The sequence below is a fragment of the Pinisolibacter sp. DMC19 genome, assembly GCF_056313985.1.
In genome coordinates this window covers 1-13,339 of sequence record NZ_JBQUZF010000008.1, presented here as the reverse complement: position 1 = coordinate 13,339, position 13,339 = coordinate 1, and the positions used below count along the sequence as shown (strand labels likewise).

The following is a 13,339-nucleotide window of genomic DNA, read 5'->3' as shown; positions in this document are numbered from 1 at the left end:
GTCCGGTCTCCGGGGAGGGGGGAGTGCGGCGTTTCTCTGCACATATGGGGCGCGCGGACGAGGATCGCAGGCCGCTTCACGTTCTCGTGTCGTCCGAGGTGTGGTGCCGGCGAACGATCGACGATCGCGATCAACAGTTACGTAAGGTGATTTTGTCGAGTGCGTTCTGTAGAAATGTCAGCCGGCCACTCGTTCGACTGATCGCAGTGATGTTTTTCGCCGTCGATGGCGAGTGTGACCGTTGATCTTCTGGAAAGGAGTATCGATCAGGATTTGATATGATACGTCGATGTCTCGATTCCCGGTTGCCGGAGCTTCCTTCGTGACGCCTTGGGGAGGGAAATTCATGAAGTGTCCCCCGATCTTGCCGACCGAGACGGAAAGACTGAAGGCCCTGTCGGAATACGGCCTGGGGGATGAACGCCCACTGCCCAGCCTCGACTCGGTCGTGCGCATCGCCGCGCGCATCTTCGACATGCCCGTCGCCGCGGTGAACATGATCGGCTCGGACCACGTCTTCTTCGCCGCCAGCGTCGGCATCGGCGAGGTCGACATGCGGCGCGACGTGTCGTTCTGCGCCCATGCCATCACGGGCGAGGGCGTCATGATCGTTCCCGACGCGACCCGCGACGAGCGCTTCCACGACAATCCGCTGGTCACCGGCCCGGCCGGGCTGCGCTTCTACGCCGGCGTGCCGCTGGTCTCGTCCTGCGGCCAGCCACTCGGCGCGCTCTGCGTGATCGATGGCCGGCCCCATCCGGAGTTCTCGCGCGACGACGCGGACCGCCTGCGCGAACTGGCGCTGATGGCGTCGGACAGGCTCGAACTGCGACGCATCGAGGTCGCCGCCGGATCGGCCGCGCGCGCCGAACCGCCGGACGACGTGGCCGCCGGTCGCCGCGACACCGCTGAACTCTTCCGGCTCGCCGACTTCGATCTCCTCACCGGCCTCGCCAATCGGGGGCGCTTCTTCCGGCTGGTCGAGGAGACGCTGGCGGAGCCGACGCCCGCCGCGGTGGTGATGATCGATCTCGACGGCTTCAAGGACGTCAACGACACGCTCGGACACGCCGTCGGCGACGGCATCTTGCGCGAAGTGGCCGCGCGGCTCCAACGCCGCGTCGGCGAGGGCGACACGGCGGCGCGGATCGGCGGCGACGAATTCGCGATCCTCCTGCGCGGCGTGGTCGAACCCGCGGTGGCCATGGCGGTCTCCGACGCGATCAACGACGACGTCGCCCGCCCGATCGTCATCGACGGGCAGGAGATCCACGTCGCCGCGAGCTGCGGCGTCGCGCTCGCCCCGCTCCATACCAAGAGCCCGATGGAACTGCTCGGCAACGCCGATCTCGCGCTGTTCCGGGCCAAGACCGACGGGCGCGGCAGGTCCTTCGCCTTCGAACCGGCGTTGCGCATGGAAGCCGCGGCCCGCCGTCTCTACGGCATGGAGATCCACCGGGCGGTGAAGGCTGGCGAATTCCTGCTCTTCTATCAGCCGCAGGTCCGCCTGACCGACGGCGCCTTGACCGGGGCCGAGGCGCTGATCCGCTGGCTCCACCCGCAGCGCGGGCTCCTGGCGCCCGCCGCCTTCCTGCCGGCCCTCGAACGCGGACCTCTGGCGGCGACGGTCGGATCGTGGATCCTCGACCAGGCCTGTGCCCAGGCGGCGTTCTGGCGTCGCAACGGCGCGGAGGACTTCCGCATCGGGGTCAATCTGTTCGCCGCCCAGTTCCGTGTCGGTGACCTCGCGACCGAGGTGATCGAGGCGCTCGATCGTCACGGTCTTCCCGCCGACGCGCTCGAGCTCGAGATCACCGAGAACATCGCCCTCGGCCTCGACGACGTCGTCCTCGATCGGTTGAGCCGGCTCCGGGCTCACGGCGTCGGCCTCGCCGTCGACGACTTCGGAACCGGTTTCGCTTCGCTCAGCCTGCTGAAGAGCTACCCGCTGACCCGCATCAAGATCGACCGGTCCTTCGTCACCGGCATGCTGACCTCCGGCAAGGACGCCTCGGTGGTGCGGGCGATCCTCGACATCGCGCGGGCCTTCGATCTCGACACGATCGCCGAAGGCATCGAGGAGGCGGCCGAACGCGACGATCTCCTGAACCAGGGATGCCGAGAGGGGCAGGGCTACTTCTTCGGCAAGCCGATGCCGGCGACGCTCTTCGCCGAGACCTTCGGCATCGCCCCGGCCTTCCATCGCCCGTCGGTTCGCCGGGAAGCGATGTGACGACGCGAAGGCCCGCGCCGAGGGGTGTCCCCGGCGCGGGCCTCCTCGCGGCGCGGCCTCAGAGCAGCGTCTCGACCCGCCGCTCGGTGCGGGCGACGATGCGGCCGCCCTTCACCACGACGTTGCGGTCTGGGATGTCGAGGATCACGTCGGCGACGCGCCTCGTGTCGAGCAGCACCATGTCGGCGCGGGCGCCGACCGCGAGCCCGTAGTCGGGAAGGCGCAGCGCCTTCGCCGGGTTGACCGTCAGCATGTCGAGCACCGTCGCCTGATCGTCCGCGCCGCCAAGATGGCAGGCGGGCAGGGCGAGCGCCGCGATCTGCAGCAGGTCGCCGGTGCCGTAGGGCGTGAAGGCGTTGCGGATGTTGTTGGTCGCGAGGCAGACGTTGACCCCGCCGTCGCGCAGCGCCCGGACCGGCGTGATGGTGCGCCGGACGTCGTAGGCGTCCCTGCGCCCGCCGAGGTGCATGTCGGTCGCCGGCAATGCCATCACCGAGATGCTGGCGTCCTTCAGCAGTGCGACGATCTCGCCGCGGCGTTCGGGCGAGACGGCGGCGAGCGCCGTCAGATGACCGACCGAGACGCGACCCTGCCAGCCCTCGGCGATGGTCTTGCGCGCCAGATACTCGATCGACATGGCGTCGCCGTCGTCGCGGAAGTCCTGGTGGAAGTCGAGGTCTCTGTCGAACTCGCGGGCGAGACGGAACACCCAGTCGATGTGGGCCTCGGCGTCGGTGTCGTTGTAGGGGATGCCGCCGACCACGTCGGCGCCGCGCCTCATCGCCTCGACCATCATGGCGTCGGTGCCCGGCGCCTTGAGAATGCCCTCCTGCGGGAAGGCGACGACCTGGATATCGATCAGGCCGCGATATTCGTCGCGCAGGCTCAGCACCGTGTCGAAACCGGTGAAGCCCTGCGCCGGGTCGAACTCGGCATGGGCGCGCACATGGGTGGTGCCGCAGGCGACGAGCTGCTTCAGCACCCGCCGCGACCGCGCCTCGATGTCCTCGCGGGTGAAGGTCGGCTTCAGGGCCGCGGTGACGGCGATCGCCTCCATCAGAGTGCCCGAGCGATTGGGCTTGCGGTCCATGACGTAGGCCTTCTCCAGATGGAGATGGCTCTCGACGAAGCCGGGGACGAGCACCCGGCCGGCGCCGTCGATCGTCTCGGCCGCCTCGGCCGCGAGCTTCGGTTCGACGGCGACGATGCGCCCCGCTTCGATGCCGACGTCGGTGGTCGGGTCGCGGTCGTCGAGACGGACGTTGCGAAAGATCAGATCCATGATTCTGTTTCCTCGAGCGATCAGACCATGACGAAGGCGAGCAGGACCAGCAGCACGACGCAGCTCAGGACGTAGGGCGCGTTGCCCTTGGAGACCTGGAGCACCGGGATGCGGAAGCCGGCACTGAGCGCCTGCATGGTGATGTTGACCAGCGACACCTGGCTGCCGAAGCCGACGCCGATGGTGACGAAGCCGACGGCGAGCGGCGAGAAGCCCAGCGCCACGGCGATCGGCAGCACCAGCGTCAGGATCGAGCCGACATAGGCGCCTGCCGGGAAGCCGATGGCGAAGCCGGCGACGACGGCGGCGGGAACCACCAGCGAGGGCGGTGCCATCTTGACCAGGCCGGCGATGGTGGCGAAGGCGCCGATCTTCTCGATCATGCCGATGAAGACCAGGAACAGGCCGACCTGCAGCAGACGGGTGAGGATGTAGGACGAGCCGTCGATCATCGCGTCGACCGACTGGTTGGCCGAGAAGTCGCTGCACAGCCACACCAGCGCCAGCGTGACGATGGCATAGGCGACCGGACCGAGGACCGGCACGCCGACGGCGGCGTTGACGAAGGGGCCGGCGATCACCGCGAACATCAGGAAGGCGGCCGGAATGGTGCGCTTCCACAGTTCGGCGTTCGACATGTCGCGGAATTCTGCCGGGATCTCGCCGTGGAACAGGGTCTTCGCCCGCTTGGTGCCGACGAAGGCGATGGCGACCGCGACGATCACGAAGAGCGCGGTGTAGGGCTGCATCATCGCCACGTAGTCGGCGACCGGAACGCCGGTCAGTTTCGACACGACCGACGACTCGAGCGAGGCCGGCGAGGTGGTGAAGCAGGCGGCGGCGGCGATCGACATGCCGGCGATCACCGCCGGGATGGCGCCGACGGCGGCGAAGGCGAGCGGTGCGATGACCATGGCCGATCCGCCGCCGATGCCCGACATGTAGGTGGCGGCGGCCTGCAGCAGCACGATGAAGGCGCCGACGTATTCGACCCGTTCGCCGATGTTGCGGCGGACCAGCGTCAGCGCCGAGGCGTAGCCGCCGGCCTTGAACACCGCCATGGCGATCGCCGAGTTGAGGATCGGCACGGTGATCGACAGCATCTTCGGCACGGCCTCGCCGAGGCCCTTGTTGGCCTCGGCCAGCCCGATGTCGCCGATGATCATCGCCATGATGCCGCCGGCCAGCGCCGCGATCAGCATGTTCACCTGGGCGAAGAGCAGCCCGAGGATGAGCACGATCGGCAGCACGCCGATCGCCGCGGCGGCGGCGGTTCCCGGCGCCGAACGGGCGAGGACGGCGAGCGCCAGCGAGACGGCGACGGCGCCGAGCATGACGATCGTGGCGCGCCGCGACCCGTCGGGCGCGGGCCCGGTCGCGGCTGGTGTCGACGGATTGGACATGGTTCTTCCCCCGTTCGTCGTTCCGGCGCGGCGGCGACGGAGTCGCGGCGCGCTCGATGGAGTGGCGGGGCCGCGGCGATGCCGGCCGGCCCGTCGTGGACGTCGAGGAACGGTTCGCCGGTCCGGCCCGTCGCGGCGCGTCGGGTCTTCCCGTGACCGGATCACGCCGTCGGGCCATGCGAGGGCGTCGTCGGAACGACGGAGGTCCGAAGTCGACGTCGCCGCCTTCGCCTGTCCGTCGTCGCCGAAGCGAGCGATATCGCGTGTATCGAACGGTTCCTCTCGCAGAACGTCTTTCCGACTTCTTCGAACCATTCCACGCTTCGAGACGAGAGCGGGTTCGTGACGGTCGACGTCTGCCTTCGATGACGGGAAGCTTTCGTTTCGAGGTCGCTCGACGTCAAGTGCGCAAAATCGTCCAGGCGGCCTTCGCCCTCCCGCCCTCCCGGACGGCGATCTGCGGCGGGAATGCGCGAAATTCCGCCGATCGCGTCGCCACGGGCGAAACCGATTGTTGAAAACATTGCGTCAATGGCGGCGCGTCTCCCGGGCCCGAGACGGTGCGGACGAGGCCGGACGACGCCCGAAGACGACCGTTCGGCCCCTCTCTCACGCGCTTCGACGATGCCGGAGGGCCGCGATGCCGCGTCGTGACTGCGAGATCGTGTCAGTAAATCTGCGGATTTCGAGAGAATTCAACAGTCTGTCGATCGTTGATCGAAAGTCGCGACGAGAAGAGGCGTCCTGCGAGCCCCTTCAACAGTCCGGCACCGCCGCCGGCCGCGCCGGGTCGAGCCAAAAAGCCGGATGGATCAACGTGTTGACCGAATGTCCGCGCCGCACGGCCCCCGCCGTCGGGGGCGGCGAAGGCCGGCGCGGGGCACCGATTGTCGCGAAGTTTCGGAAAGATCGGGCGTCCCGGCGGGCGTATCGATGGTCCATCGCATCACGTGAAGGGAACAGTCTCATGACCAGTCAGCTCGCGACATCGGGAGAGGCCCGGGTGGCGGAGACGGCGAAGACCACGGCGCCCGCCTCGGCCGAGAACCGCATCGGCATCCCCGGATGGTGGATCACCGTCTTTCTGTTCTGGCTCGGTTGGGTGTTCATGTACGCCGACCGCACCGTCCTCAACCCCGTCATGAAGGACATCCAGAGCGAGTTCGGTCTGAGCGGCACCCAGCTCGGCCTGATCTCCAGCGTGTTCTTCTTCTCCTACGCCATCCTGCAGATCCCTGCCGGCATCCTCGGCGACCGCATCGGCCGCAAGAAGGTGCTGGTGCCGGGCTTCATCCTGTTCGGCATCTTCACCGCCGTCACCGGCACGGTGAAGACCTTCTGGCAGTTGCTCGCCTCGCGTATCGTCACCGGCGCCGGCGAGGGCACCTACTACGGCCCGCAGTACGGCATCTCCTCGGAACAGATTCCGCAGGAATACCGCTCGCTCGGCAGCGCCATCATCAATTCCGGCATGGCCTTCGGCATCGCGCTCGGCCTGATGGCCTCGAGCTGGGTCGCCTACACGCTCGGCATGGGCTGGCGCACGCCGTTCTACTTCATGGCCCTGCCGACCATCGTCACCGGTCTGCTGATCTGGTGGCTGGTCAAGGAACGTCCGCGTCCCGCCCCGGTCTCCGGCCAGTCGCAGCGTTCGTCCTTCATGGCGCTGATCCGCAACCGGAACCTCGTCCTCACCTATCTGATGGTGTTCTGCTCGCTGTTCGGCTTCTTCATGATCCTGACCTGGCTGCCCTACTACCTGCAGACCGAGCGCGGCATCCCGGTGAAGGACATCGGCAACATCTCGTCGCTGGTGGCGTGGGTGTCGATCCCCGGCGGCCTGCTCTTCGCCCGCATCTCCGACAGGCTCGGCAAGCGCCGTCCGCTGGTCATGGTGCTGGTGCCGATCGCCGCCCTCAGCCTGATCTCGATCGCCTTCCTCCACGACGTGAACCAGGTGATCGCCGCGATCTGCGTCTACGGCTTCTTCGGCAAGCTGGCCCTCGATCCGGTGCTGGTCGCCGCCGTCGCCGACAACGCCTCGAAGGACTCCTACGGCACCGCCTTCGGCATCTTCAACTTCGTCGGCATGTCCTCGTCGATCGTCGCCCCCGTCATCGCCGGCATGATCGCCGACGCCACCGGGAGCCTCGCCGCCAACTTCTACATCTCCGCCGCGATCCTGATCGTCGGCATGGTCGGCATGATGTTCCTCGACGACACCCGCGCCAACGCGACCGAGAAGGCTGCCTGAGATGCTCCACGCTCGTCTGATCAAAGGCAATTTCCAGGACTCCGTCACCCTGATGGTTCTGTCGCGGGATCTCTCCGCTCTCCCCGAGGTGACACGCGTCTCGGTGATGATGGGAACCCCGGCCAACAAGGACGTCTTCCGCGAGACCGGCCTCTGGCACGACCTCCTCGCGGAGGCCACCCCCAACGACCTCTGCATCGTCGTCGATGCCGAGAACGCCGACCCGGCCGTCGCCGACGCGATCGCCACCCGCATCGGCGAACGTCTGGCCGAGCTCGCCAAGGGCTCCGGCAAGGCGCACTACCCGGTCGCCCGCTCCTGGCGGCGGGCCCGGGAGATGAACCCGAAGGCGAACATCGCCCTCGTCTCGGTCGCCGGCCAGTATGCTGCGGGGCTCGCCCGCGAGGCGCTGGAGGGCGGGCTCAACGTCATGATCTTCTCCGACAACGTCGGGATCGATCAGGAACGCGACCTCAAGACCTTCGCCCGCGACCGCGGCCTCCTCGTCATGGGGCCGGACTGCGGCACGGCGATCGTCGGCGGCGCCCCGCTCGCCTTCGCCAACCGGGTACCCGCCGGTCCGATCGCCGTGGTCGGCGCCTCCGGCACCGGCATCCAGGAACTGACCTGCCAGATCGCCCGGCGCGGTCACGGCATCACCCATGCCCTCGGCCTGGGCGGTCGCGACCTCTCCGAGACGATCGGCGGCATCTCCGCCGAGACCGCGCTCGATCTCGTCGCCGCCGATCCGGCGACCCGCGTCGTCGCCTTCGTCTCCAAGCCGCCGGCGGCGGCCGTCCGGGCGAAGCTGCTCGACCGGATGGCGAAGCTCGGCAAGCCGGTCGTCGCCCTCTTCCTCGGCGATCGTCCCGGCCGTCGCGACTTCGGCGACGTCCACCTCGCCCGCACCCTCGACGAGGCGGCGGCGCTGGCGGTCGAACTCGTCGAGATCGACGCGCTCGCCCGCGACCTGCCGCGGCCGACGGCGCGCGGAATCCGCGGCCTCTACACCGGCGGCACGCTCGCCGGCGAGGCGGCGGGACTGCTCGCCGAGGCGCTGGATCTCGTCCCCGACGCGGCCCATGCCGAAGGCTTCATGCTGCGCACCGAGCATCATCGCATCGTCGACCTCGGTGACGACGTCTACACCCGTGGCCGTCCCCACCCGATGATCGACCCCTTCGCCCGCAACGAGCTCGTCGTCGCCCTGGCGAAGGACGCGGACGCCGGCGTGCTGCTGGTCGACGTGGTGCTCGGCTTCGGCAGTCACCTCGATCCGGCCGGCGAATTCGCCGGCGCCGTCGAGGCGATGCGCGCCGCCCGCGGCGATGCCTCGCCGATCACGGTCGTCGCCACCCTGACCGGCGTTCCCGACGATCCGCAGGATCTCGCGGTCCAGTCCCAGAAACTCGAAGATGCCGGCATCCTGATCGCCGGCAGCGTGCGGGCGGCGGTCCTCCTCGCCCTCCGGCTCCTGACGCCCTCCGGGGCCGCCCCGGGAACGCCGCCCGCACTGCTCGGCGAGCCCGCCGCGGTCGTCAACATCGGTCTGCGCGGCTTCGCCGACGACCTCGCCGCGGGCGGCGTCGCCACCGTCCACCTGCAATGGGAACCGGCGCCGGAAGGTGCCGAACGGCTGCGCCGCCTGGCCGCCTCCCTCGTCTGAATTCGGAGTATCGACATGTATGCGACCATCAACGAAGCCAATGCGGCCGTGATCGCCGAGATCCGCCGCGCCCGTCCCCGCCTCGTCGACGTCCGGCCCGCCGGGGCCTGCATCCCGGCCCTCGCCGAAGGTGCGGTGCTGATGCATGCCGGCCCGCCGATCGAATGGGCGGCCATGACCGGCCCGATGAAGGGTGCGGTGCTCGGCGCCTGCCTGTTCGAGGGCTGGGCGAAGACCGTGGAGGAGGCCGAGGCCTTCGCCGCCGCGAAGATCCGCTTCGTCCCCTGCCACGACAATTCCGCCGTCGGCCCGATGGGCGGCATCACTTCGGCCAACATGCCGGTGCTCGTCGTCGAGAACGCCGAGCAGGGCAACGTCGCCTACTGCAACCTCAACGAAGGCATCGGCAAGGTGATGCGCTTCGGCGCCTTCGAGGGCGAGGTGCAGACCCGGCTCGCCTGGATGCGCGACGTGCTCGCCCCGGTGCTCTCGGCGGCGCTGAAGCGCAAGGGCGGCATCGACCTGACCGCCCTGATGGCCCAGGCGATCACCATGGGCGACGAGTTCCACCAGCGCAACATCGCGGCCTCCGCGCTGCTGCTCAAGGCGCTCGCCGCCGACATCGCCGCCGGTGAGGCCTCGGTCGCCGACAACGAAGCGGTGCTGCGCTTCCTCGAACGCACCGACCAGTTCTTCCTCAACGTGGCGATGGCGCACTGCAAGTGCGTCATGGACGCCGGCCACGCCGTCGGCGCCGGCTCGATCGTCACCGCCATGACCCGCAACGGCCGCGACTTCGGCATCCGCGTCGCCGGTCTGGGGAACCGCTGGTTCACCGCCCCGGTCAACACGCCGGTCGGCCTGTTCTTCACCGGCTATTCGCAGGCCGACGCCAATCCCGACATCGGCGACAGCGCCATCACCGAGACCTTCGGCATCGGCGGTGCGGCGATGATCGCGGCACCGGGCGTCACCCGCTTCGTCGGCTCAGGCGGCTTCGCCGACGCGCTCGAGATCTCCGAGGAGATGCGCGAGATCTACGTCGAGACCAACCCGACCCTGCAGATCCCGACCTGGGACTTCCAGGGCGCCTGCGTCGGCCTCGACGTGCGCCGCGTCGTCGAGACCGGCATCACGCCGGTGATCAACACCGGCATCGCCCATCGCCTGCCCGGCATCGGCCAGGTCGGCGCCGGCACCGTACGGCCGCCGCTCGCCTGTTTCGAACAGGCGCTGGAAGCCCTCGCCGCCGCCCGCGCCGCGGCGGCCTGACCCGAGGCGACGAGGGGGCGTCTGACCCGCGCCCCACCGGAACCGAGCCCCGTCGGCCGCCCGCGGCCGACGGACGGCCTCTTGTTTTCGAAAACCAACGAGACGACCACACCCGGGAGGTCGACATGACCGAGGACATCCCCGCCCGCCTGCTGATCGCCATCGGCGGCAACGCCATCCACCCCGAGGGCATCCGCGGCACCCCCGCCGAACAGGCCGAAGTCGCCGCCCGTCTCGGCGCAGCCCTGCTGCCGCTGATGGAACTCGACACACAGCTCGTCATCACCCACGGCAACGGCCCGGTGGTCGGCAAGATCCTGATGCGCAACGTGCTGGCGCGTCACCGTGTGGCGCCGATGTCGCTCGACATCCTCGTCGCCCACAGCCAGGGCGGCGTCGCCTACGTGCTGCTGCAGGCGCTCGAGAACACGCTGCGCGCCGCCGGCAATCGCCGCGAGGTGGTCTGCATGCTGACCCAGGTCGAGGTCGACCCCGCCGACCCGGCCTTCGAGAACCCGACCAAGCCGATCGGCTATTTCTACAGCGAGGCCGAGGCCAAGGCACTGCGCGAGGAACTCGGCTGGGAGATGCGCGAGGACTCGGGACGCGGCTGGCGCTGCGTCGTGCCCTCGCCGATGCCCGTCCACATCGTCGAGACGGCGCTGATCGACACCGCCGCCGCCTCCGGCGCGGTCGTCATCGCCGGTGGCGGCGGCGGCATCCCGGTGGTGCGCGACGAGCTGGGCTGCCGCCACGGCGTCGAGGCGGTGATCGACAAGGACCGCACCTCGGCGCTGATGGCCAATCTCCTCGGCATCGAGGATCTGATGATCCTCACCTCGGTGCCGCGCGTCGCCGTCGACTACGGCAAGCCGACCCAGCGGCCGCTCGAACGGGTGAGCCTCTCCGAGATCCGGCGCCACCGCGACGACGGCCAGTTCCCGCCCGGCAGCATGGGCCCGAAGATCGACGCGGCGATCCAGTTCCTCGAAGGTGGCGGCCGGCGCGTGCTGATCGGTCGCCTCGAGGATGCCGTGCCGATGTTGCGCGGTGAGACCGGAACGCACATCGTCGCCGACGCGGTCGTGGCCCCGCACCGCGCGGCGGTGTGAACGACACCGGGGAGGGGACGCAGGCGATGACGACGAGACCCGCGACGACGATCGGCGCTGCCGCCGCCCGCCTCCTCGAACGGGGCGGGCGAGGGCGGGTCGTGGCGGTCTTCGCCCGCAGCTTCTACCTCGACATCGGCGGCGGCCTCGTCTGCGTCGGCCCCACCGACTTCGGCCCCGGCCCGATCCATCTCCTCGTCGATGTCGAGGGGGAGAGCGAAGCGACCGACGGCATCGCGATCGGCGATACGGGCGCGGTGCGGGGCGCCGTCCTCGACGTCGCCGGCGTCGCCTTCGACGTCACGGGTCTCGTGCCCTGGAGGGCGCCGTCGCCGCCGTCCTTCTCGGCCGAAACGCTCGCCCGCGGTCTCGACCGGTTGGCCGAGGCGGTCGCCGATCGCACACCCGCCGGCCTCGGCGTCCTCGTCGCCGACCTCTGTCGCGGCACGGTGCCCTCGACAGATGGGCTCGATCGCATGCTTGCGTCGGCGGCCGCGCCGATCGCCGCGCTCGTCGCCTGGGCGCGGGTGGGCGGAGTGGGTCCGGTACCGGACGTGACCCGTCTCGTCGGCCTCGGTCCGGGCTTGACGCCGTCGGGCGACGACTTTCTCGCCGGCTTCCTCATCGCCCTGCGGCGATTGGGACGCCCGGCTGCGGCCGATGCCGCGGCCCGCGTCGTGCTGCTCTCGGCGGCGACCGCGACCAACACGATCGCCGCCGCCCATCTCGCCCACGCCGCCGAGGGCGAGGCGGCGGCGCGGCTCGTCGACGTGCTCGACCGGATCGCCGTCGGCGCCGTGGCCGAGGATCTCCTCGACCGGGTCGAGACCATCGGTCACACCTCGGGCTGGGACACGCTCGCCGGCATGGTGGCCGCAGCCGCAGCGGTCGTCGGACGCGGGGCGGGGCCATGCCCGACAACCTGAGACCGGCCGACGGGTCTCGCGCGCGCCGGGGTCGCTTTGCCGGCTCGCCACAGCCGCGCTAGGCTGACCGCCGCCCGCCCTTCGCCTCGCCCGCGGCACCCGCCGAGGCGCATCGAATCGAGTCCGCGCGATGGAACCTCGCATTCCCAATCTCGATCTCGAAGCCGTCCGCACCTTCGTCGCGGTGGCGCGCCTGAAGAGTTTCTCGGCCGCCGCCCAGCAACTCCATCGCACCACCTCGGCGGTGAGCTACCGCATCAAGACGCTCGAGGACGGCATCGGCACGCCGCTCTTCGTCCGCACCACCCGCAACGTCACGCTGACGCCGGCCGGCCACGTGCTGCTCGACAAGGCGGGCCAGATCTTCGAATGGCTGCAGGGCCTGCCCGACGAGCTCCGGCAGGTCGGCGAGAACGTCGAACCGCGCTTCATCCTGGTCGTGAACAATCTACTCTACGACTCTGACGCAGCTGCGCGAATCCTCGCCCATCTCAATCGCGCCTTCCCCCACACCGAGATCGAGATCCGCAGCGCCGTCTACATGGGGGTCTGGGACGAGTTGCTGCACAACGGCGTTCACATGGCGCTCGGCGCGCCGGGCTTCCACACCATCAACGACGACTTCGACACCCATCCGCTCGGGGCGATCGAGTGGGTCTTCGTCGTCGCGCCGGACCATCCGCTCGCCGATCACCCCGAACCGCTCTCCAACGACGAACTGCGGCGCTTCCCGGCGGTCAACGTGCAGGACACCTCGACACGTCTGGTCAAGCGCGTCGCCTGGCGGCTCGCCGGCCAGAAGGAGATGCTGGTGCCGGATCTGCGTACCAAGATCGTCGCCCATGTCGCCGGCGCCGGCGTCGGCTTCCTGCCGACGACCATGGCGCGCGAGCACATCCGCGCCGGCCGTCTCGTCGAGCGCCGGGTGGTGCAGGGCCGATCGCCGTCGCCGCTGTCGCTCGTCTGGCGGCGCAATCACAACGGCCGGGTCGCCGCCCACCTGCGCGACCTCGTCCTGTCGAACGCCGAGGAATTCGCCTTCCTCGCCGACCGGATCGACCCCGAGACCGAACTCTGAGATCGGACCGATCCGCGGGCGTTCTCGTCGTAAAAAGGGGAAGCGGGACCCTTTCGGGGGAGGTCCGGTCGCGGTTTTGCCGGCCCGCGATCGGTCCCGTCGGATCCCGCTTC

At 69.5% G+C, this 13,339-nt stretch carries 9 protein-coding genes; 7 read left to right on the top strand and 2 right to left on the bottom strand.

The genetic code is table 11. The annotated features are described in order from the left end of the window. Positions 1 to 346: 346 nt before the first annotated feature. Positions 347 to 2,233, top strand: coding sequence for a sensor domain-containing phosphodiesterase (locus ACT53U_RS17210; protein ID WP_476157031.1), 1,887 nt, complete (start codon positions 347 to 349; stop codon positions 2,231 to 2,233). Positions 2,234 to 2,291: 58 nt separating this feature from the next. Here ACT53U_RS17210 and ACT53U_RS17205 read toward each other — a convergent pair whose 3' ends face one another. Further along, the gene (locus ACT53U_RS17205; protein ID WP_476157030.1) at positions 2,292 to 3,515 is read right to left on the bottom strand and encodes an amidohydrolase family protein; all 1,224 of its coding nucleotides are present in this window, start codon (positions 3,513 to 3,515) and stop codon (positions 2,292 to 2,294) included. 20 nt (positions 3,516 to 3,535) lie between these two features. After that, complete coding sequence (locus ACT53U_RS17200; RefSeq protein WP_476157029.1) at positions 3,536 to 4,918, bottom strand: hypothetical protein; 1,383 nt, start codon at positions 4,916 to 4,918, stop codon at positions 3,536 to 3,538. A 967-nt stretch (positions 4,919 to 5,885) separates the two neighbouring features. On the opposite strand from ACT53U_RS17200, the gene ACT53U_RS17195 reads away from it, so the two are divergent. From ACT53U_RS17195 to allS, 6 genes are all read left to right on the top strand, one after another. Beyond that, entirely contained in the window at positions 5,886 to 7,172 is a 1,287-nt protein-coding gene (locus tag ACT53U_RS17195) for an MFS transporter (RefSeq protein ID WP_476157028.1), read from the top strand. Position 7,173: 1 nt separating this feature from the next. Continuing rightward, positions 7,174 to 8,838: an acyl-CoA synthetase FdrA gene (gene fdrA, locus ACT53U_RS17190; RefSeq protein WP_476157027.1), complete on the top strand. Its 1,665-nt coding sequence runs from the start codon at positions 7,174 to 7,176 to the stop codon at positions 8,836 to 8,838. A 15-nt stretch (positions 8,839 to 8,853) separates the two neighbouring features. Then, positions 8,854 to 10,110 (top strand): YlbE family protein, encoded by a 1,257-nt coding sequence (locus ACT53U_RS17185; RefSeq protein WP_476157026.1) that lies wholly within the window; start codon positions 8,854 to 8,856, stop codon positions 10,108 to 10,110. Between the two features lie 125 nt (positions 10,111 to 10,235). Then, positions 10,236 to 11,222, top strand: a complete 987-nt coding sequence (locus tag ACT53U_RS17180; RefSeq protein WP_476157025.1) for a carbamate kinase — start codon at positions 10,236 to 10,238, stop codon at positions 11,220 to 11,222. Between the two features lie 26 nt (positions 11,223 to 11,248). Beyond that, the gene (locus tag ACT53U_RS17175; RefSeq protein WP_476157024.1) at positions 11,249 to 12,148 is read left to right on the top strand and encodes an oxamate carbamoyltransferase subunit AllH family protein; all 900 of its coding nucleotides are present in this window, start codon (positions 11,249 to 11,251) and stop codon (positions 12,146 to 12,148) included. A 130-nt stretch (positions 12,149 to 12,278) separates the two neighbouring features. Next, positions 12,279 to 13,226 carry an HTH-type transcriptional activator AllS gene (gene allS, locus ACT53U_RS17170; protein ID WP_476157023.1) on the top strand — a complete coding sequence of 316 codons (948 nt, stop codon included), beginning with the start codon at positions 12,279 to 12,281 and terminating at the stop codon, positions 13,224 to 13,226. Positions 13,227 to 13,339 lie beyond the last annotated feature (113 nt).